We start from the raw sequence: 20,987 nt of genomic DNA on the forward strand, positions 1-20,987 counted from the left end.
TCGCCCGGTGCAGGCTTATGACTATGTGATCGTCGGCGGCGGTTCGGCGGGCTGCGTGCTCGCCAACCGCCTGTCCGCCGATCCCGGCATCAGCGTGCTGCTGATCGAGGCGGGCGGGCGCGACCGGAGCCCGCTGATCCGCGCGCCGGGCGGGCTGCTGCCGATCATGATGCGGGGGCTCTACGCATGGCGATTCATGTCCGTGCCGCAGCGGCATCTGGACGATCGCAGCCTCTATCTGCCGCGCGGGCGGGTGCTGGGAGGCGGATCGTCGATCAACGGCATGGTTTATTGCCGGGGAACGCCGGCCGATTATGACGGCTGGGCGGCGGCCGGCAATCCGGGCTGGGGCTTTGCCGACGTGCTGCCCTATTTCCGGCGGGCCGAAAGCTACGAACCCGGCGCCGACGACTATCATGGCGGGGACGGGCCGATCCGGGTGAGCCGGCCGGGGGTGAAGCATCCGCTGGCGCGCGCCTTCGTGGCGGCCGGCGTGGAGGCGGGGCATCGCAACAATCCCGACAGCAACGGGGCCTTCCGCGACGGCTTCGGTCCCACCGACGTGACCGCTGGGGGAGGGCGGCGATCGAGCAGCGCGGCCGCCTATCTGGACCCCGCGCGCGGGCGGCGGAACCTGACGATCGTCACCGGCGCGCAGGCGACGCGATTGATGTTCGACGGTCGGCGCGCAACGGGCGTGGCCTATGTGCGCAAGGGCGCGCCTTGCGAGGCAAGGGCGGTGCGCGAGGTGATATTGAGCGCAGGCGCGATCAATTCGCCGCAACTGCTGATGCTATCCGGCATCGGCCCGGCGGCGCACCTGCGCGGGCATGGCGTGGAGGTGCTGCACGACCTGCCGGGCGTGGGCGCGAACCTGCAGGATCATCTGGCGGTGGCGGTGAAGCATCGCTGCCTCCAGCCCATATCGATGTTCAAATATTTCAGCCCATTGTCGGGCGCGATGGCGCTGGGGCGATATATGCTGTTCCGGCAGGGGCCGCTGGCCGATCCGGGGATGGAGGCGGTGGCCTTCGTCCGTTCCGATCCGGCGCTGGCGGAACCCGACATCAAGTTCCATTTCGTCATGGCGCTTTATGCCAATAACGGGCGCGACCTGACGCCCGAGCATGGCTTTGCCGCGCACATCAACGTGGTGCGGCCGGAAAGCCGGGGGACGGTGCGGCTCGCCTCGGCCGATCCGATGGCGGCGCCGGCGATCGACCAGAATTATCTGGCGGACCCGCGCGACCGGGCGGTGATGCGCCACGGCATCCGCATCGCCCGCGAGATATTCGCCCAGCCGGCCTTCGATCCCTATCGCGGCGCGGAACTGGCGCCGGGGCCGGGCATCGCGGACGACGAGGCGCTAGACGCCTTCATCCGCGCGCATGCCGAGGCGGATTATCATTCGGTCGGCACCTGCCGGATGGGCGTGGACGGCAATGCGGTGGTGGACCCGGAATTGCGGGTCCATGGGGTCGGGGGGCTGCGGGTGGTGGACGCATCGGTGATGCCGCGCATCATCGGCGGCAACACCAACATGCCCGTCATCATGATCGCCGAGAAAGCGGCGGACATGATCCTGGGCCGGCGCCCGCGCATCCTGGAGGCGGCGTAGGATGGAGGCCCACGCCGCCCCTCAGGCTTCAGGCCGCCTTCAGCGCCGGCCGCAGGGCCGCGACCCGACCGGGATCGTCGCCGCCGATGCGGAACTGGCCAGCCTGATCGGCCAGGCTGCCGACCTCGCCCATCAGGTTGCGCGCGGCGGCGGAGGTCTGCTCCACCATCGCGGCATTTTGCTGGGTGGCGCGGTCCATGGTCGAGATGGCGGCGGTGATCTGCGCGATCGCGCTCGATTGCGCGCGATTTTCGTCGGCGATCCGCTCCAGCAGCGCATGCACCTCGTCGACATTGGTGGAAATGCCGTCGAGCGCGGCATCGACCTTCTGCACCGTGGCCACGGCCGTCACGATATCGGTCTGGGTGACGGTTAGCTGGTCGCGGGCGCGTTTGGCCTCCTCCTCGGCGCGCATGGCGAGTGCGCTGACCAGATCGGCGACGACCGCGAAGCCACGGCCCGCCTCGCCGGCGCGGCCGGCCTCGACGGCTGCGTTCATGGCGAGAACGCGGGTCTGGAAGGCGATCTTGTCCAGCCCCTCGATCACGCTGTCTATGCCCTTGGCGCTTTCGCTCACCCGGCCCATGGCCTCGACCGCGTCCTCGGCGAGCGCACGGCCGTTGGAGACGACCTCGAGCGCGCCGTTGGCGCGTTCGACCGTGCCGTTCGCGGCCTCCGCCGTCGCGCGGAGCCGTTCGTCCATCTCGGTGATCGAGGCGGATGTCTGCTCCAGGCTGGCGGCGTTGCTTTCCGTGCGGCGGGCGAGGTCTTCCGATGCGTGCGCGATCTCGCTGCTGCCGGTGCGGATGGTGGCGGCGCTGGCCGTGACCGATCCGATGAGCTGGCGGAGCGAGCCGAGCGCGGCGTTGAAATTGGCGCGCAGCTCCGCATAGCTTTCCGGATAATCCTCGCGAATCTCCGCGGTAAGGTCGCCCCCGGCAAGGCGCTGGAGATTGGCGGTCATGCCGCGCACGATCTCCGCATTGCGCTGGGCTTCCTGGTTGAGCGCGATCTGCTGCCGGGCATTGTCGCGGAAGGCGAACATCGCCTTGGTCATCCGGCCCACGCAATCGCGATATTCGGTGAAGGCGATCGGGCTTTCGAGATCGCCGGCCGCCAGCGCCTCCATGCGGACGACGGTGGCGACATAGGGGGTGGAGATCGCGCGGCGGAACCACGCGCCCAGAAGGATGGCGACAACAAGAACGGCGCTGCCGACGGCAAGTGCCGTCGTGCCGCCGAAAAGCAGTGCCGCCATCGGCTGGATGGCGACGAGAAAGGACATCGTTCCGAACGCAATAAGCAACTTCAACCGGATCGGTGCGTCAGCAGTGAACCAGTTCATCCCACATTTCCTTCTCTGGTCGTTACGGACGACGCACAGGAAATCTGGCCGGACGATTAGATGGAATATTCGAACAAACTGAAATCGATACGCAATTTCCTCAATCGCCCCAGCCGCCTATAACGGTCCGTCGGACCCATTATAGAAGGGAGGCCGCGCACCGCGTGTTACGGCGCATAATTGTTTCCCGAGGGATGGGGGCAAATACGGCAGCCGATCCGGTGAGGATAAGGAAAGGCTCGGGCCGCGGCGGCTTTATAAAGACACCATTTCTTCGCTTTTTCTTTTGGCGGGCAAGATGCGCGCGATGCGCATGAAGGTGCTGGACGAGCCGCCGAGATTTTGCCATTCGGACCCCGGCCAATGCCTGTGCGGGCGTGGTGAAACTGGTAGACGCGCCGGACTCAAAATCCGGTTCCGAAAGGAGTGTCGGTTCGAGCCCGACCGCCCGCACCATCCCGTTTCCGGGGAATATTTCCGGCAAGGCCTTTCCGGGGATCGATAATCGCCATGGCGAGTTTACCGGCTGGCGCCGCCGGGGCGTCCAGCGGGAGGCGGTGGCATGGCGCAATCGATGAAGGCCGCGATTTTCGTCGAGCCGGGGCGGATCATCCTCGGCGAGAAGCCGATACCGGATGTGGGGCCGCTGGATGCGCTGATCCGCATCACCACCACCACCATCTGCGGCACCGACATCCATATATTGAAGGGCGAATATAAGGTCGCGCCGGGGCTGACGATCGGCCACGAGCCGGTGGGCATCATCGAGAAGCTGGGATCGGCGGTGCAGGGCTATAGCGAGGGGCAGCGGGTGATCGCGGGCGCCATCACGCCGAGCGGCTATTCCAACGCTTCCTTGTCGGGCTGCGGCGCGCAGTGCGGAGGCCCCGGCGGGCATGGCTGGAAGGCGGCCGGAGGCTGGCGGTTCGGCAACACCATCGACGGCGCGCAGGCGGAATATCTGCTGGTGCCCGATGCGATGGCCAATCTTGCCCCGGTGCCCGACGGGCTGACCGACGAGCAGGTGCTGATGTGCCCGGACATCATGTCCACCGGCTTCAGCGGCGCGGAATCGGGCAAGGTGAAGATCGGCGACATGGTGGCGGTGTTCGCCCAGGGACCGATCGGCCTCTGCGCCACGGCCGGCGCGCGGCTGATGGGGGCGAGCCTGATCATCGCGGTGGAATCGATCCCCGCCCGCGCGGAGATCGCGCGGGCCATGGGGGCGGATCATGTGGTGGATTTCACCAAGGTCGATCCGGTATCCGAGATATTGAAGCTGACCGGCGGGCGCGGCGTGGACGTTTCGATCGAGGCGCTGGGCACGCAGACCACGTTCGAGGCGGGGCTGCGCGTGCTGCGGCCGGGCGGCACGCTATCGTCCCTGGGCGTCTATTCGGAGGATCTGCGCATCCCCGTGGATGCCTTTGCGGCGGGGCTGGGCGACAACAAGATCATCACCACGCTCTGCCCCGGCGGCAAGGAACGGATGCGCCGGCTGATCGACACGATCGGGTCGGGCCGGGTGAATACCGAGCCGCTCGTCACCCACCATTTCTCCCTCGACGATATCGAGACCGCCTACGACCTGTTCGCGCACCAGCGCGACGGCGTGCTGAAGGTCGCGATCAAGCCCTGAGAGGGGGGCAGGGCGCCGCCTTATGCCCTGGCGAGGGGAATGACCGCGAGGGTGATGCGCGACAGGCAGACGAGGCGTTCCTCGGCATCGGTGATGCGGATCGTCCAGATCTGGGTGGTGCGGCCGATCGATTCGGCGGTCGCGACCGCATGGACGAAGCCGTCCTTTACCGGGCGGATATGGTTGGCGTTGATTTCCATGCCGACCACGGCGGTGGTGGCGGGATCGACGGTGAGCACGCCCGCGACCGAGCCGAGCGTTTCGGCCAGCGCCACTGATGCGCCGCCGTGCAGCCGGCCATAAGGCTGGCGGGTGCGCTCATCCACCGGCATGCGGGCCTTGATCCAATTGTCGCCGATATCGGTGAACTCGATGCCGAGATGGCCGGCCATGTTGTTCGTGCCCAAGGCGGTGAGCGCCTGAAGATCGATGCTTTCGTTATGCCAGATTGCCAAGGTGCGTGCCCTTCACAGGTGCGGGATTGGCTGGAGACCGGGACGCGCCGGATCGCGATGAAACGCGCCGGCCTGAGCCGTCATGATCCGGTTCCGGAAAGGTCGGGTCTGGTGGAGCTGAGGGGAAACGAACCCCCGACCTCTGCAGTGCGGTTGTGCCATCTGAGCCTTAAAAATGGCACTTTTCCGCCATTTCTCGATTTTTTGTCAAGCAAAATTTGCCAATTTTTTAATCAAATTGCGCGATTTGCGATACCAGTGCGATACCAAGATGCACTTTGAGGAACTCCGATCGCATTGCAGCCGACAGTCATCCGATCCTGAGGCCCGCAGCATTTGAGCCCATGGCTTCTCGTTGGGAAGGCGCCAAATCAGAGGTGTACGGTTCGTACCCCTCGGTTCCGCCATTTCAAAACCTGGTTCGCAGGGCTTTACTATGCCCAAGCGGCGCGGCTGCTAAGGCAATCACTTAGGCATTTCAGATGGGCACTCATATGCTCGCCCGTCCGGCGCCAATATTCCCCCACGCCGGCGATGTATCCCGGAGATATTCCGGTAGCAGGTGGCGGTAGTTCTTGTCAGCGTCCTCCCTCCAGCCTTTGGGTCCTCTAGATCAAGCATTGTGGTGCGCTACTCCCCACCGGCGGCAATGCGGACCTTTCAATCCGCGGGCGCAACTGAGCTGTCACATTGGGGGCCTAGGCCCCGATTCCGATGCGACTCGACAATTCCGACTGGGGCGGCCACCGCGTTGATTTGTTGCGCTATCTTGGGCGACGGGTGGACGATGCCGCGCTTCGCGAGGACATCGTTCAGGAGGCGATCGTCCGGCTGCTGGTCTATGAAGCCAAGCCCGGTATCGTCATCTCCAATGTCACGGGGTTGCTGCGCCGCATATCCCTCGATCTGACCCGCGATCATTTTCGCCGCATCGGGCGCAATCGAGTTGTCGAGCTGTCGGATGATCTTCCTTGCCAGCAGTCGGGCATTCAGGAGCGGCTGGAACAGCGGCAGCTCGTCGCGATCATCATCGATGTCGTGAAGGCCATGCCCAGGCTGCGGCGCGAGGTGTTCTTCCGTCGCCGCGTCGAGGAGCAATCGGCCAAGGAAGTGGCCCAGGCACTTGGAATTTCGCCTGGCGCGGTGGACGCGCATATTGCCCGGGCCGTGCTGGATCTGCATCTGGCTATTGAAAAGATCGAGAAGCGTGGCGGACCTGTCAGAGGATAGCACGATCGAATGGGAGGCGGCCCAATGGGTCGCCTGTCGGATGGGGGGCGAAGCGTTCGACGAGGCGGGCTTCGATGCATGGCTCGCGGGTGATGCACGTCGCAAGCCGCTGTTCGATACGATGTGGCGGCGCGTCATGGGGGCGGACATGGACGTGGCGCTGCGCGCCTATCGCCAGCGCAGGCGGGCCCGACATGTTGCGCTGGCGAGCGCCGCCGGCCTGCTGCTCGCCTGCACCGGTGGTTACGCGGCCTGGCCGTCGGTCGAGCTATTCCTGGCCCAGCCGCGGCATTATGCGTCCGCGGAAGGGGGCATTCGCGAAGTCGTGCTCGAAGACGGGACGCGCCTGACCCTGGCCGGCGGCGCCGATATCCGCGTCCGCTACACGGGCCACGACCGCGTTGTCGAGCTGACTCAGGGCACGGTTTTCGCCGATGTGGCGCATGACGCGCGCCGCCCCTTCCGCATAGACGCAGGCAAGGCCCGGATCACCGATCTCGGCACGCGTTTCGAAGTATCGAGCAACCCCGTTGCCGTCCGCGTGACCGTCGAGTCCGGGGCTGTGCGGCTGGGGGCAAATAGCTGGTTCGGCGACCGGATGGACCTTTCCGCCGATCAGGTCGCCATCCTGACCGGGAGCGAGCTAAGTCGTATCGCCAATGTGGGCGCGGGTGGGGTGGCCCGCTGGCGGCATGAATGGGTGGAGTATCGCGATGTGCCTCTGTCACAGGTGGTCTACGATCTGGAGGGCGTGTCGCCGCTCCGAATCCGGATCGCGGACGAAAAGCTCGCGAACCGCAGGGTGAGCGGTCGCGTCCGCCTCACCGATCCGGTGAGGCAGATCGACAATCTGGCCGTGATCCACGACTTCACCATCACCCGGCACGACGGCGCGATCTTCCTGTCGAGCGGCAAGCCGTAACCCTAAGTCGGGCAGGTCCTGCCGCGATGCAACAAGGGTGACACGAATAGCGCCTTCTGGGAGCGCGATGGCAGCGGCCCACGCGCTGCCCCGTTCCTGTGCAGCAAACGGAGGATTGCCGGGTGCCCCTGTCGCATGGCCTGCGTGGCGCGAGCTTCGCCATATTGGGCGTTGCCCTCTGCTCGCTGTCCGTTCCCGCGCAGGCCGGCCTGACGCTTCCGGCCGCCAGCCTCTCCGATTCGCTGACCGCCTTGTCCCGGGCCGCGAGTGTCGAAATCCTCGCCGACCCGGCGCTCCTGCGCGGGAAAAGGGCGCCGGCCGTTCGCGCCGCGCCAACGGCTGAGGGTGCGTTGGATGAGCTGCTTCGCGGATCGGGGCTGCGCTACCTGAAGCGCGGAGGCACCTTCCTGATAGTCCGCAGCGCCCGTCCGCCACAACGCACCGCCGCCGTCACGCCACGAATTGCTTCGCCGTCCAACAGGTCTGGCCCATCGACTCCTCCTGCGGAACCCGGCATGGCCGCCGATGCCAGCATCGTCGTCACCGGCACGCATATAGCCCGGCCCGAGCTGCATTCGGCGATGCCGATCAGCGTGATCCGCATGGACGATGCCCGGAATTACGCGCGGGATACCATCTATGACGTGCTGCTGCTCGATCCGGCGATCGGGCCGGGCCTGGGCGAGTCCAATTCGCAGGGGCAGGAATATGATGTGGGCGTGGCCAACATCAATTTGCGCGGCATGGGCAATAATCGCTCACTGGTGCTGGTCGATGGGCAGCGCTGGGTATCGGGCGGGGCGCGGATCTCGGCGGTCGATCTGAACACAATCCCGAGCGCGATGATCGACCGGATCGAAGTCGTGACGGGCGGCGCCGCGGCGATCTATGGCGCCGATGCGGTAACCGGCGCCGTCAACGTCATCATGAAGAAGTCGATGGCCGGCGTGCAGCTTTCCGCCACCGATGGGATTTCAAGCCGGGGCGATGCCCGCCAGTCCAACCTTTCGCTGGCCACCGGCTTCAGGTTCGGCGGCGGGCGCGGACGCTTCGTGTTCGGCGGCGACTATGGCCGCAAGGCGCCGCTACGCTGGGCCGAGCGCTATGACCGGCGCCAGACCTATTACGCCAATCCTGCGAACACCGGCCCGCACGATGGCATTCCCGACATGGTGCTGGCCCACAATTACGGTTCCTTCTATCGCAGCGCCGTCCCGAGCTTCTATGTCGGCAATCAATGGTATCAGTATCGCCAGGGAAGCGTCGTCCCGGTCGACTATGACGTTCCGGTGACGCCCGGCGAGACGGGGACCGGCGATGGCGGCCCCGTCACCACCGGTTTCGAAAATCACCTGCTGCGCAACGCTTCGGAACGCGGATCGCTTTATGCCCATCTCGCTTATGAGCTGAGCCCGGCCGTCAGTTGGAGCGCGACGTTCAGTTATGCGCACAGCTACGCGCGCGCGGTGCCGGAATGGCCCGAGGTCCGCACCGACGGCCGCCCGGCGAACTGGTGGGGCGGCACCACCGGAGAAATCGCGACGCTCGCCAACCCCTGGCTGCCGGACCCGATCCGCCAGTTCATGCTTGCGCGCGGGATCACCGCGCTTCCTCTCGATCGGACCTATTTCAACCTGCCCCAGGCCTATGAGATCCATCGCCGTAACAACATCTCGTTCGGCACCGAACTGGCCGGTCCGCTGGCAGGCGGGCTGAACTGGATGGCGTTTGTGCGTTACGGCGAAGTGACCGATCGCATCGAAACCACCAATATGGTCGGCAAAGCGGAATGGCTTCGGGCGCGTGACACAATTGTCGATCCCGCGACCGGGCAGATCGTCTGCGCAGACCCCGCGGCACGGGCGAGCGGCTGCGTCCCGCTCAACTTCTTTAGCACCGAACCGTACAGCCCGGCGCTCCTCGCCTATATCGAGAGGAGCCGGTACGAGCGGAACGAGAATTCGCTGCTGAACGCTGGCGGCACGCTCAGCGGGGACATCCTTCGCCTGCCGCACGGCGACGTTTCGATCGCGGGGGGCGTCGAGTGGCGGCGCGAGACGCTGCACACGCGTGACGATCCGGACACGGAAAAGCTTGCCGACATCATCATCTCGCCCGGCTCCGACTATGCGTTTCACCCCGCGCTCGATGCCGTGCGCGACACGATCGAGCTCTACGGTGAAGTCGAGGTGCCGCTGCTGCGCGATCTTCCCTTCGCGCGCCGGCTGGAGATCGAGGGCGCCTACCGCCTCTCCAGCTATAGCGACAATCCGGACACTCATACCTGGAAGGCGGGCGGCAGCTGGGAACCGGTCGCCGGATTCACCCTGCGCGGCGTGTTCTCGCATTCGATCCGCGTGCCCAATTTCGGCGAGCTTTTCTCGCCGCTCAGCCAGGCCATCTATGGGCATATCAACGATCCCTGCCAGGCTGGCGCCATCCTGCAGAATGCGAACCGGGCCGCGAATTGCGCGGCACTGCTGCCCGGCCTGAGCCTGCCGCTGCCCAATCCGAACCTCAACGCACCGGTGATCTACAGCGGAGGCAATCCGGAACTGACGCCGGAGACGTCGAACAGCTTTACGCTGGGTGCGGTGTTTCAGCCGAAGCTCGTGACGGGCTTCGACATGACCGTGGATTATTGGAACATCCGGATCGACGACATCATCACGTCGCTGTCCTACACTACAATCCTCAACAGCTGCGTCGATTCCCCGGGCGGCCCGAACCCGGTCTATTGCCAGTTCGTCCAGCGCAACGCCGACGGCACAGTCAACTTTATCCATGCCCAATATGCCAATCTGGCCGGCCAGCATGCCCGCGGCATCGATTTCGGCGCGAACTATCGGGCGCCGCTTGGCAAAGGGCTGCTGCGGGCGGGATTCCGCGGCACCTATCTGCTCGAGCAGACGACGATCACGCAGCGGGGCAGCCCGGGCGTCGACTATGCAGGCCAGTGGAATTATCCACGTGTCAGGGCGACGCTGACGGCCAGCTATTCGTTGGGGAAGGTCACGCTCGGGCTGAACAGCCGCTTCATCAGCGGCAGCGCCTATAGCATCGCCGATGCCTCGGAGGAGACGCGCGATCCCCGCCATGTGCCGGCCTATCTCTACAACGATCTGATGGTGCAGGTCCGTCCGGCCGAAAAATTCAGCCTCACCATCGGCGTGAAGAACATCAGCAACGCCGATATCTTCGCACCGCTGCGCGATACGGCGCCGGGCCCGCATGGTTCGGGCGGCGTCGCGACGGGGGCCGCTTATTATGATCCCGTCGGTCGTTATTTCTTCACCAGGGTCGATTTGCGCTTCTGATCGCTGCAAGAAAATAGTCGCAGTTATGTAACGGAAATGAAAAAAGAAACTTTGTAAGATTTTCGAAGCAGCGGCGGCTTTCCCTTTGACCGTTTCAGTTCGTCAAAGGGGATTGCAGGTGTCCATGTTCCGTGACCCGCTTCATGCGGGCGTCGCCAGTTTCGCGCTCGCCTTGGGGATGCTCGCCAGCGGCGCAGCCTATGCCCAGACCAGCACGACACCAGCTTCCACCGACCGGGCCGGTCCGCAGGGTGCCGCCCGCGACGGCGCCGGTGCGGCCAGCGACATTATCGTCACCGGCACGCACATCGCCCGCCCTGAGCTCCAATCGACGATGCCGATCCGCGTGATCACCACCGAGGATGCCAGGAATTTTGGTCGCAACACCGTCTATGACACGCTGTTGCTCAATCCCGCGGTTGGCCCCGGTTTGGGTGAGATGAACTCGCTTGGCCAGGAATATGACCAGGGTGTCGCCAACATCAACTTGCGCCAGATGGGCGCGAACCGTTCATTGGTGGTCGTGGACGGGCATCGCTGGGTATCGGGTGGCGCGCGGACCTCGGCCGTCGACCTCAATACGATTCCGACGGCGCTGATCGATCGCATTGAAACGGTGACGGGTGGCGCTGCGGCGATTTACGGTGCCGACGCGGTGACCGGCGCCGTCAACATCATCATGAAGAAGAAAATGAGCGGCCTGAACCTTACCGCGACCAGCGGTATCTCAGGTGAAGGCGATGCCCGGCAGTCCGATTTTTCCGTGGCCACCGGCTTCGACTTCGGCGGCGGACGCGGCCATTTCGTCATTGGCGGCAATTATAGCGACACGGCGCCGCTGGCGACCCTCGATCGCACGACCAAACGCTATGTCTATCAGGTTAATCCCAGGAACACCGGTCCGAATGACGGTATCCCCGACAATTACCTGATCGACTACCATCAGTTCTACCGTTCCCATTTCCCCACCTTCTGCATCATCGGTACGGCCGGCATGTGCGGCAACCAGAATGGGCAATGGTATCAGCTGATTAACAATCAGATCGTCGCCATTCCCAAGAGCAGCTACAACGTGGTTTCGAACGGCGACACCGGCGTTCAGGATGGCGGCCCGGACAGCGCCTTCGGCATTTACGACTCTATTCTGCTTCGCGGGAAATCAGCCCGGGCCTCGGCTTATTCGAACCTTTCCTACGAGCTGACCCCTGCGATCACCTGGAATGCCGTCTTTGGCTATGCTCACAGCTACAGCCGCGGCAATGCGGAGTGGCCGCAATATCGCGATGATGCGCGTGCGACCAACTGGTGGGGCAAGAATGGGGTCGGCACGACGGGTGAGATCGCGCGGCTAACCGACCCCTATCTGCCCGATACCTTGCGCGATTTCATGGTTTCCAACAACCTGACGCAAATCTCGTTCGACCGTCATTATACGAATATTCCCACTCCCTGGGAAATCCACAAGCGCAATGCCATCACGACAGGTACCGACATCGGCGGCGACCTGACAGGCAAGCTCAATTGGCAGGCCTTCGTCCGCTATGGGCAGGTGGTCGACAACATCACCACCAGGAATGCAGTCGGTCGCGACGAGTGGCTCAACGCGCGTGACACGATCCTCCTGGACGGTCAGGTCGTTTGCCGCGATCCCGCCGCGCGCGCCGCGGGCTGCGCTCCGTTCAACTACTATACCACCGACGCACCGAGCCAGGCCTGGATCGATTATGCCGAGAAGGAGCGGTATGAGCGCACCAAGAACACGATGATCAATGCCGGCGCCAATATCGACGGCAGCCTGTTCAGCCTGCCATATGGCGATGTTTCCATCGCTGCAGGCTTCGAATGGCGGCGTGAGACGCTGCGCACGCGGGACGATCCCGACACGGCGAAGCTCGCCGATATCGTCTGGTCGCCGGGAATGGACATGGCGTTGCATCCCGCGCTCGAGCATCGCCGCGACACGACGGAGTTTTATGGCGAGGCCGTGATCCCGCTTCTTCGGGACCTGCCGTTCGCCCGGCGGCTGGAAATCGAAGGCGCCGTGCGCTGGTCGCACTATAGCGACAATCCGAACGGCACCACCTGGAAGGCCGGAGGCAGTTGGGAACCCGTGACCGGCCTGACCTTGCGCGGCACCTACTCGCATTCGATCCGCGTGCCCAATTTCGGCGAACTCTTCTCGCCGATCAGCATGGTGACGCTCGGCCATATCAGCGATCCGTGCCAGGCTGGGCTCATCACGCAGGACAATGACCGGGCGGCCAATTGCGCCGCTACCGTCCCCAACTGGACCGGGCCGCTGCCAAACCCCAACCTCAATCAGCCCCGGGTCTTCAGCGGCGGTAATCCGGATCTGACGCCGGAAACCTCCAACTCCTTCACCGTGGGCGTCGTGCTTCAGCCGCGTTTCCTGCGCGGGTTCGATCTGACGGTCGACTATTGGGACATCAAGATCGACAATGTCGTCACCTCGCTGGCCTACACGACGCTGATGAACAGCTGCGTGAACGCCAGCGGCGGCCCGGACCAGGCTTATTGCCAATTCGTTCACCGAGACCCGGTCACGGGCGAGGTGGATTATGTGCAAGCGCAATATGCGAACCTGGCCGGGCAACGTGCGCGCGGCATCGATATCGGGGCGAACTACCGCGTCCCGATCGGTGCGGGAGAGATGCGGCTGGGCTTCAGCGGCACCTATCTGCTCGAACAGACGACCATCTCGCAGGTGGGCAGCGCGGGCACGGACAATTCGGGCGCCTGGAATTATCCGCGCTTCAAGGGCACGCTGATCACCAGCTATTCGCTCGGGAAGTTCACGCTCGGAGTGAACACGCGGATGATCAGCGCGGCCAAATACAGCGCCACCGCCCAATCGGACGAGACGTACGAGATTCCGCGTATTCCGGCCTATTTCATGAATGACATCACGCTGAATATCCGGGCGACGGATAAGTACATGTTCAGCTTTGGCGTGAAGAACGTCAGCGATAAGGGTCCGCCGTTCTTCCTGCAGGACACCCCGACCACGCCGCATCAGACGGTGGGGAACAATACTGGCAACGCATATTACGACGCGATCGGCCGCTATTTCTTCGTCAAGGTCGATGCGAGCTTCTGACGCAAATCTGTGACAATCGGACCATATGACCGGCTCCGTTCCGTTCAGGAGCGGAGCCGTGTCGCCCCGGGAGTATTCCATGAACATAGATGCTCTGATGCGATCCCTCGCCGCATTGCTGGCCGTCGGCGGTGCGCTCGCCATTTCGCCTGCGTCCGCGCAGAACCGGCCCTTTGTCGTCGCTCATCGCGGCGGGGCTCTGCTCCTGCCCGAAAATACCCTCCCGGCCTTCGACAATGCGCTGCGGCTCGGCGTCGATATGCTTGAGTTCGACATGGTCATGACTGCCGATAACCAGCTCGTCATCACCCACGATACGAGCGTGAACCCCAGCTTCTGCACGGCCAACGGCGTCGCGCCCGGGCCGGTCCGCGCGATGAAGCTTGCGGACGTGCTGAAGTTCGATTGCGGATCCACGCACCGCGCCATCTATCCCACCCAGAAGCCTGTGCCCGGCACGCCCATGCCGACGGCCGACGCCTTCCTCGCCCGCTATGCCAAGGCGAACGTGATGTTCTTCGGGGAGACGAAGATGCCCAAGCCCGGCGAAGGGAGCGTCGATCCGGTGGCTTTTGCGAAGAAGGTGGACGCGCTGGTCCGCAAATATGGGCTCGAGGGGCGTTATATCCTCCAGTCGTTCGATTGGCGGACGATCGATGCGATGCATGAGGTCAACCCGCGCATCCCCACCTGCCTGCTCGGGGTGTGGCGCGAGAAGGCAGATTATCTGGAACTCGCCCGCGCGCACCATGCGACCTGCCTATTGCTGCGCCTGCAGGATGCGGACGCGGCGGAGGTCAAGCGGTTGCGTGCGGCCGGCGTGCAGGTTTTCTCCGATGTCGTTGATGATGAGGCGGGCTGGCGCGCCTATCTCGCGCGCGGCGACGACGCGATATTTACCAACGATCCGGCCGGTCTCACCGCCTTCCTGCACCGAACCGCTTCCGCGCGCTGACACGTGCCGGGAAATGACAGGGGGTTGCCATGCTGAAACTGATCGTGCCGAAACCGGCCACGCTGAAACTGGATCGTCGCCAGCTGATCAAGGCGGGCGGAAGTTTTGCCCTGATCGCGGGGATTTCCCGATCGCCCCTGCTCGCCGCACCGCTGGGCGCCAATCCCTTCGCGCTCGGGGTCGCTGCGGGCGATCCTTGGCCTGACGGCTTCGTCATCTGGACCCGGCTCGCCCCACGCCCGCTCGACGAGCATGGCGGCATGCCCGCCGCGCATGTGCCGGTCCGGTGGGAGGTTGCCGAGGATCAGGGCTTTGCGCGGGTGGTCCGCAAGGGCGAGGCGACGGCGTTGCCGGAACTGGCGCATTCGGTCCATGTGGAGGTCGATGGGCTGCTACCCCACCGCCGCTACTGGTATCGCTTCGCCACTGCGGGGTCGGACCTGAGCCCGGTCGGAACCGCCCGCACCGCACCCTTGGCAGGCGCCCTGGTCGACCGGCTGCGGATCGGCGTCGGCGGATGCCAGCATTACGAGATGGGCTATTATGACGCCTGGAAGCATCTCGCCGCCGAGCCCGACCTCGACCTGATCTTCCACTATGGCGACTATATTTACGAGGACGCCGCCATGCCGCTTGGACCGCAGGGCAAGCGCAACAATGTTCGCCAGCATGCCGGCGACGAGATCTACAGCATCGACGACTATCGCCGCCGCTATGCCCAGTATAAGAGCGACCCGGATCTTCAGGCCGCCCACGCCGCCTGCGCCTTCGCCGCGTCGTTCGACGATCATGAGATCGACAATAATTGGGCGAGCGACTTCGATCAGGACGGCACGGATCCGGCGATCTTCGCGCTGCGCCGCTACGCCGCGCTTCAGGCCTGGTATGAACATATGCCCGTGCGCAAGGCCCAGTTTCCGATCGCGGGCGGGCTGACCGCCTATCGCCGGCTCGACTTTGGGCGGCTGATGCGGATGCATGTGCTCGACACGCGCTCCTATCGCTCGGATCAGCCGTGCGGCGACAATGGTGGCAAGAGCGCGTGCCCGCCCGAGGCGCATATGCAGCCCGATATGCTCGGCAAGACGCAGGAAGCCTGGCTGGACGAGGGACTCGGCAACGATGCGGCCTGGAACCTTCTGGCGCAGCAGGTCATCGTGATGCCGATCGATCTGCGCCCTGCCGATGCCGAGGAGCCTAGGCACGGCACCGACCTCTGGGATGGCTATCGGCCGGCGCGCGAGCGGCTGATCGCCTCCGTCCGCAGGCACGGGCTCAGCAACGTCGTCATCGCAACGGGCGATCACCACAAGCATATGGCAGGGGCCGTGCCGGCGGACGACGACAGGCTGGACGGTGAAAAGGTCGCCGTCGAGTTTCTGTCGACCTCGATCACCTCTGGTGGAAATGGCGTTGGGACGGCGGGGCTGGAGCACATCGTCCGGAACAATCCCCAGATTGATCTCTACGCCGATCAGCGGGGATACCAGCTTTTCGAGATCACGCCGAAGCTATGGAAAACCGACATCAAGGTGCTCGATCGGGTCGATCGTACCGGCGGCAAGCTCAGCACCCTCGCCAGCTACACCGTTGAGCCCGGTCGTCCCGCGCTCCACCGATCCTGAGCCGGAGTTCGCAGGTTGCGTGCTGTGGCCGGAAACCCCGGAAGTCCGCCTGTCGATGATCCATTCCTCAAAGCCGCGAATTCGGAAGCGGGCAGCATGGTGAGGACGGGCGGGGCGATATCGTCCGTGATCAGCGAGGTGAGCTTCATGGGCGATATCGCCAGCATTGAGGCGTCAGGCTGCCCGTTCACGCGGTTCTGACTCGGAGAACCCGTCGAGCTTAAGCGGATACCCTGTCCACCCGTTCCAGCCAGGATGAAATATGTGCGGCCACGGCTTCCGGCTGCTCGAGCGTCACGAAATGTCCGGCATCAGGAAGAAGCGCCAATTGAGCATCGGGCAGACGATGCGCCATCTCGCGCTGCATTTCCGGCGTACATAGCGCGTCTTCGCATCCGCCCAACACCAGGCTGGGCATCGTCATCCTTGCGATCCGGTCGCGGCTGTCGATCCGCGAGAGACCGATCTCGGTCTGGTTGAGCAGCAATTGCCGGCCGCCGTCGCGGGCCATGGCTGCGATCAGGTGCTGGAGGGCCGCGTCCTGCCGACGGCCCTCGCTGACGTAGCGTGGCCACATGATCTTTCGGATATAGTGATCGAGGTTCTCGCTGCCGGAAATGGCCTCACGGCGCCGCTCGGCATGGAATTCCGGCGCCACTGGCCGCGCGTTGCTGCCGATCAGGGCGAGACCGGCCACGCGCCCGGGCTCGGTCGCCGCGATTTCCAGCGAGACAATGCCTCCGAGTGAAAATCCCAGAAGTGCGAAGCGGGGAGGGGCATCGGCGAGAATGCGCCGCGCCGCTTCATGCACGTCGCTCACGTCGGTCAGCGGGGCGATGCTGACGGAACGCTCGGGCAGCAATGCCAGGACTGGAGTGAAAACCCGCTCGTCGCAAAGCGTGCCTGGCACGAGCAACAGCGGCAGCCGCTCCGTGTCATTATCGGATCCCGTCAGTTTCCCGCCATCCATCTCGTAAATTCCCATCCATCTTGCGTGCTTCAACTAAATACCCTAGCTGCTATGCATTCGGATGCAATATGCGCTGGCCAGCGCGGATCGGAGTTTTGAGCGTGACCCTTTGGACCCAGGAAGCCATGAACGCGAGGCTGGTGCGCTATGCTGATCTGATACCGTGCCGCACGGCCTTCATCGATACGAAGACACCGGGCTCTACTGAGAAAGAGAATTTTACGATCATTGGCGCGGGCGTTTCGGAAAGCGCCGACCAGCACGTCCATATTACCGAAAAGCACGGGTTCAACATCGGTGCGGCGCGCCAGCCATTCGGTTGCGTCAATTCGCAGCACAGCCATGACACGGCCGAAGTCTTTATGGTTCATTCGGGCCGTTGGCGCCTGCTTTTCGGGCCGAATTGCGAGGATGGTTCGCTGGAGATAGGGCCGGGCGACGTTTGTTCCGTACCGATCCACATGTTCCGCGGCTTCGAGAAGGTCGACGACGGCGTGGGCATGCTGTTCACCGTGCTGGGTGAGGACGATCCGGGCAAGGTGACCTGGGCGCCCGCCGTTTTCGAAGCGGCCGCGGGCCACGGCCTGAAGCTCGCCAAGGGGGGCATGCTGATCGATACGTCGGACGGGGACTATCAGCTCAAGCAGGTCGAGCTTGAGGAGGCGATCGATCCGGAAACGGTTGCCAAGCTCAAGACGCCGCCGCTGGACAAGCTGCTGGAATGCGTCGCGACCTATGAACAGGTCCGGGCGAATCCCAATCCGTGCTCGCCCCTGGCGGCCGAGGGCGTGGAGGAAGCAGCGATCATCACCCCCAGGCCGACCCGCGACGGATTCGAGCCGGGGCCGATTTCCGGCTGGTGGCCGCATGGCTGCAACCTGCGCCTCTTCACGCTGCAAACAGGGGCCTACGTGCCCATGCACAGCCGGCAGGAAGCCGAAGTCCTGATCCTCCAGGAAGGCACGCTCGAAGTAAGCTGGGCCGACGGTGCAATCGTCATGGGGGCGGGAGATACGCTGACCGTGCCGATCGGCCTTCCGCACGCCTTCCGCAACACCGCATCGGTGCCGGCGATCGCCTTCGTCGCGCGTGGCACCGAAGATCCCGCACCGCCTGTTTTTCTGGGGTAATGCGCCGGTTCGAGCCCGGATGTGAGATGGCGCCCGAGCGCGGTCTGAAACGAGCCGTGCTTCAGCGATTGCCATGAAAAAGGGCGCCGGATTAACCGGCGCCCTTTCCTTTTGTCACCTGTGGTTGCGACCCGTCAGGCTGATGCTTTCAGACGATCGAAGCGGATGGCCGCGGCTTTCTGATGGCCTTCCAGGCCTTCGCTGCCGCTCTGCCGGATGGCGGGCGGGGCGACGGCGCGGATCGCGGATTCCTCGAGCCATTGATAAGTTGCGATCTTCACGTAGGAGCCGACCCAGAGGCCGCCGGTATATTTACCCGCGCCCATCGTCGGGAGCGTGTGGTTCGTACCGACATTCTTGTCGGAATAGACCACGCTGGCGTTCTCGCCGATGAACAGTGAGCCGTAGTTGCGCAGCTTCTTGGCGAAAGCGTGGGGATCGGCGGTGTGCACCTGCAGATGCTCGGCCGCGACGTAATCGGAATAGGCGATCATCGCGGCTTCGTCTTCGCAGAGGACCACTTCGCCATAATTGGCCCAGCTTTCCGCCGCGACCTTGGCCGTGGCGAGTGTCTGGAGCTGACGATCGACTTCGGCCACCGTCGCCTGGGCGAGAGCGCGATCGGTGGTGATCAGGCCGACACGCGTGCGCACGTCGTGTTCGGCCTGGCCCAGCAGGTCGGTGGCGATCAGCTCGGGGTTGCCGGTTGCATCGGCAACGATGAAGATCTCGGACGGCCCGGCGAGCTGGTCGATGCCGACCGGGCCGAATACCTGGCGCTTGGCCTCGTTCACGAAAGCGTTGCCCGGACCCATGATCTTGTCGACCTGCGGCACGGACTCGGTGCCATATGCCATCGCTGCGATGGCTTGCGCGCCACCGATCAGGAAGATGCGGTCGGCACCCGACAGGTGGCAGCCGGCGACCATCGCCTTGTGCGCATTGGGCGGCAGGCAGGCGACGACTTCGTCGCAGCCCGCGACCTTGCCGGGTACGATCGTCATGATCGGCGCCGACAACAGCGGGAAGCGCCCGCCCGGCACATAGGCGCCGACGCGCTGGATCGGGATCACCCGATGGCCCAGGTGGAGACCGGGCATCGGCTCGACTTCCAGCGGCAGGATCGTGGAAAGCTGGGCCTCGGCGAAGCGACGCACGTTCTCGATGGCGAATTCGGTATCCGCGCGGGTCTGCGGATCGAGCATATCAAGGGCCTGTTGCCGTTCGGCCGGCGTCACCTCGAACTGCTCGAGGTCGGAATTGTCGAACTTGCTCGCATATTCGCGCACGGCGGCATCGCCGCGCTCGCGCACGTCCTTGAGCACGCCGGCGACGAGGCCGGCGACCTTGCTGTTGTCGGCGTGCTGGTCCTGGACGGGGCTCTTAATATATTCGAGCTTGCCTTCGAGAGCGCGAGGCGCGGGGACGCGGGTCATATGGGAATCCTTCAACTGACATGCCGCAGGAGCGGATTCGCTTCCTTTAGTGCATTCGAATGCATATGTCATTCCAATCCGATTGCCACCATGCTGTTTTGCAATTTTTCAGCGAAGTGTAGGAAGGATGGGACAAGTGCTTGACGAGGACGCGATGGACCAGCCTGTAAAACCGACCACGCTTGCGCGCCGGGCGACGTCCTATGACGTAGCGCGAAAGGCCGGGGTGTCGCAGTCGGCAGTCTCGCGCTGTTTCGCGCCGGGCGGCAGCATCGCCCCGGCCACGCGCAAGCGGATCGAGAAGGTCGCCGCCGAACTCGGCTATCGTCCCAACGCCCTGGCGCAGGGGTTGATCTCGGGGCGGACCAACATGGTGGCCGTGCTGATTTCCAGCCTCACGAACCTCTATTATCCCGAAGTGCTTGAAGAGCTGACACGCCGTCTGACCGAGCGGGACACCCGCGTCCTGCTCTTTTCGCTGCGCGCGGAGGGGGAGGTGGACGAAGTTCTCGATCAGGTCTGGCGGCACAGCCTGGATGGGGTCATCTCGGCTGCCCGGCTGTCCGACGCGCAAATCCAGCTTTTCGAGGACCACCGTGTGCCACTGGTGCTCTATAACCGTGTTCCCGCGAAGGCGCGGGCCGCGAGCGTATGCTGCGATTCCGCCGCTGGAGAGGTCGAGCTGGTGGAGCGGCTGCTGGCGGCAGGGCATCGCGATTTCGGCATCATCGCCGGTCCCGAAGATTCCTATGTCGGCGAGGAGCGGCGCCGGGCAGCGCTCGATCGGCTGGCGGCGGCCGGTTTCAACGACGTGCCGGTCGTGCGCGGCGACTTCAGCTATAGCGGGGGCAGGGAAGGCCTGCGCCAGTTGATGGCGGGGGGATTGAGCCTCAACGCGGTGATTTGCGGCAACGATCAGATGGCGATTGGCGCGATCGATTGCGCGCGTGAGGCGTTCAAGCTGAAGATTCCGGATGATCTGTCCATCGTCGGCTTCGACGGTACTGCGCCCGCCAGCTGGTCGAGCTATCGGGTCACCTCGATCCGCCAGCCCGTACGGCGCATGACCGAGGCTGCGGTTTCGATGCTCATTGAACGCATCGAGAATGAAAACACGTCGGCCGAACGTCGCCTCTTCGCCGGCGAATTCGTGCGCGGAGCCTCCGCGCGACTCGCATGACGCAGGATCGCATTCGGAAGCAAAATTCTCGCGGATAGACCGGCTTC

The 20,987-nt window shown here is 64.3% G+C and carries 14 protein-coding genes and 1 tRNA gene; 11 read left to right on the forward strand and 4 right to left on the reverse strand.

Features of this window, described 5'->3' with window-relative positions; all coding sequences use genetic code 11:
* Positions 1-7 precede the first annotated feature (7 nt).
* Positions 8-1,618 carry a GMC family oxidoreductase gene (locus CV103_RS04700; protein ID WP_107394100.1) on the forward strand — a complete coding sequence of 537 codons (1,611 nt, stop codon included), beginning with the start codon at positions 8-10 and terminating at the stop codon, positions 1,616-1,618.
* Between the two features lie 28 nt (positions 1,619-1,646).
* On the opposite strand, the gene CV103_RS04705 is transcribed toward CV103_RS04700, so the two are convergent.
* Positions 1,647-2,963, reverse strand: a complete 1,317-nt coding sequence (locus CV103_RS04705; protein ID WP_107394101.1) for a methyl-accepting chemotaxis protein — start codon at positions 2,961-2,963, stop codon at positions 1,647-1,649.
* Between the two features lie 371 nt (positions 2,964-3,334).
* Here CV103_RS04705 and CV103_RS04710 point away from each other — a divergent pair.
* Both CV103_RS04710 and CV103_RS04715 read left to right on the forward strand, forming a co-directional pair.
* Positions 3,335-3,419, forward strand: a tRNA-Leu gene (locus CV103_RS04710).
* Between the two features lie 118 nt (positions 3,420-3,537).
* Positions 3,538-4,602, forward strand: coding sequence for an NAD(P)-dependent alcohol dehydrogenase (locus CV103_RS04715; protein WP_245896643.1), 1,065 nt, complete (start codon positions 3,538-3,540; stop codon positions 4,600-4,602).
* A gap of 20 nt (positions 4,603-4,622) precedes the next feature.
* Here CV103_RS04715 and CV103_RS04720 read toward each other — a convergent pair whose 3' ends face one another.
* A complete protein-coding gene (locus CV103_RS04720; protein WP_015457203.1) occupies positions 4,623-5,057 on the reverse strand; it encodes a hotdog fold thioesterase in 435 nt (144 codons plus the stop codon).
* A 714-nt stretch (positions 5,058-5,771) separates the two neighbouring features.
* On the opposite strand from CV103_RS04720, the gene CV103_RS04725 reads away from it, so the two are divergent.
* From CV103_RS04725 to CV103_RS04750, 6 genes are all read left to right on the forward strand, one after another.
* A complete protein-coding gene (locus tag CV103_RS04725) occupies positions 5,772-6,287 on the forward strand; it encodes an RNA polymerase sigma factor (RefSeq protein WP_070934111.1) in 516 nt (171 codons plus the stop codon).
* Positions 6,265-7,209 carry a FecR family protein gene (locus tag CV103_RS04730; RefSeq protein WP_146163375.1) on the forward strand — a complete coding sequence of 315 codons (945 nt, stop codon included), beginning with the start codon at positions 6,265-6,267 and terminating at the stop codon, positions 7,207-7,209. Before CV103_RS04725 ends, CV103_RS04730 begins: the two co-directional genes overlap by 23 nt.
* A 122-nt stretch (positions 7,210-7,331) precedes the next feature.
* Entirely contained in the window at positions 7,332-10,526 is a 3,195-nt protein-coding gene (locus CV103_RS04735; protein ID WP_146163376.1) for a TonB-dependent receptor, read from the forward strand.
* 124 nt (positions 10,527-10,650) lie between these two features.
* A complete protein-coding gene (locus tag CV103_RS04740) occupies positions 10,651-13,644 on the forward strand; it encodes a TonB-dependent receptor domain-containing protein (protein ID WP_107394105.1) in 2,994 nt (997 codons plus the stop codon).
* Positions 13,645-13,723: 79 nt separating this feature from the next.
* Positions 13,724-14,599 (forward strand): glycerophosphodiester phosphodiesterase, encoded by an 876-nt coding sequence (locus tag CV103_RS04745; protein ID WP_170112548.1) that lies wholly within the window; start codon positions 13,724-13,726, stop codon positions 14,597-14,599.
* Positions 14,600-14,628: 29 nt separating this feature from the next.
* On the forward strand, positions 14,629-16,224 hold the full coding sequence (locus CV103_RS04750; protein ID WP_211314348.1) for an alkaline phosphatase D family protein: 1,596 nt from the start codon (positions 14,629-14,631) through the stop codon (positions 16,222-16,224).
* Between the two features lie 220 nt (positions 16,225-16,444).
* Here CV103_RS04750 and CV103_RS04755 read toward each other — a convergent pair whose 3' ends face one another.
* A complete protein-coding gene (locus CV103_RS04755) occupies positions 16,445-17,209 on the reverse strand; it encodes an alpha/beta fold hydrolase (protein ID WP_107394107.1) in 765 nt (254 codons plus the stop codon).
* Positions 17,210-17,262: 53 nt separating this feature from the next.
* Between CV103_RS04755 and CV103_RS04760 the strand changes: the two genes are divergently transcribed.
* Entirely contained in the window at positions 17,263-18,324 is a 1,062-nt protein-coding gene (locus tag CV103_RS04760; protein ID WP_245896644.1) for a cupin domain-containing protein, read from the forward strand.
* Between the two features lie 134 nt (positions 18,325-18,458).
* Here the strand turns inward: CV103_RS04760 and hisD are convergent, their stop codons facing one another.
* Positions 18,459-19,760, reverse strand: coding sequence for a histidinol dehydrogenase (gene hisD, locus CV103_RS04765; protein WP_107394149.1), 1,302 nt, complete (start codon positions 19,758-19,760; stop codon positions 18,459-18,461).
* A 136-nt stretch (positions 19,761-19,896) separates the two neighbouring features.
* On the opposite strand from hisD, the gene CV103_RS04770 reads away from it, so the two are divergent.
* On the forward strand, positions 19,897-20,940 hold the full coding sequence (locus CV103_RS04770) for a LacI family DNA-binding transcriptional regulator (protein ID WP_170112549.1): 1,044 nt from the start codon (positions 19,897-19,899) through the stop codon (positions 20,938-20,940).
* Positions 20,941-20,987: the final 47 nt, after the last annotated feature.

It is taken from the genome of Edaphosphingomonas fennica (assembly GCF_003034225.1).
GTDB lineage: Bacteria > Pseudomonadota > Alphaproteobacteria > Sphingomonadales > Sphingomonadaceae > Sphingomonas_E > Sphingomonas_E fennica.

What these genes read in the sequence shown, in the direction of transcription:
- CV103_RS04705 (WP_107394101.1), bottom strand. Translation starts at nt 2,963, where the DNA reads ATGAACTGGTTCACTGCTGACGCACCGATCCGGTTGAAGTTGCTTATT.
- CV103_RS04715 (WP_245896643.1), top strand. Translation starts at nt 3,538, where the DNA reads ATGAAGGCCGCGATTTTCGTCGAGCCGGGGCGGATCATCCTCGGCGAG.
- CV103_RS04725 (WP_070934111.1), top strand. Translation starts at nt 5,772, where the DNA reads ATGCGACTCGACAATTCCGACTGGGGCGGCCACCGCGTTGATTTGTTG.
- CV103_RS04740 (WP_107394105.1), top strand. Translation starts at nt 10,651, where the DNA reads ATGTTCCGTGACCCGCTTCATGCGGGCGTCGCCAGTTTCGCGCTCGCC.
- CV103_RS04745 (WP_170112548.1), top strand. Translation starts at nt 13,724, where the DNA reads ATGAACATAGATGCTCTGATGCGATCCCTCGCCGCATTGCTGGCCGTC.
- CV103_RS04750 (WP_211314348.1), top strand. Translation starts at nt 14,629, where the DNA reads ATGCTGAAACTGATCGTGCCGAAACCGGCCACGCTGAAACTGGATCGT.
- CV103_RS04755 (WP_107394107.1), bottom strand. Translation starts at nt 17,209, where the DNA reads ATGGGAATTTACGAGATGGATGGCGGGAAACTGACGGGATCCGATAAT.
- CV103_RS04760 (WP_245896644.1), top strand. Translation starts at nt 17,263, where the DNA reads ATGCGCTGGCCAGCGCGGATCGGAGTTTTGAGCGTGACCCTTTGGACC.
- hisD (WP_107394149.1), bottom strand. Translation starts at nt 19,760, where the DNA reads ATGACCCGCGTCCCCGCGCCTCGCGCTCTCGAAGGCAAGCTCGAATAT.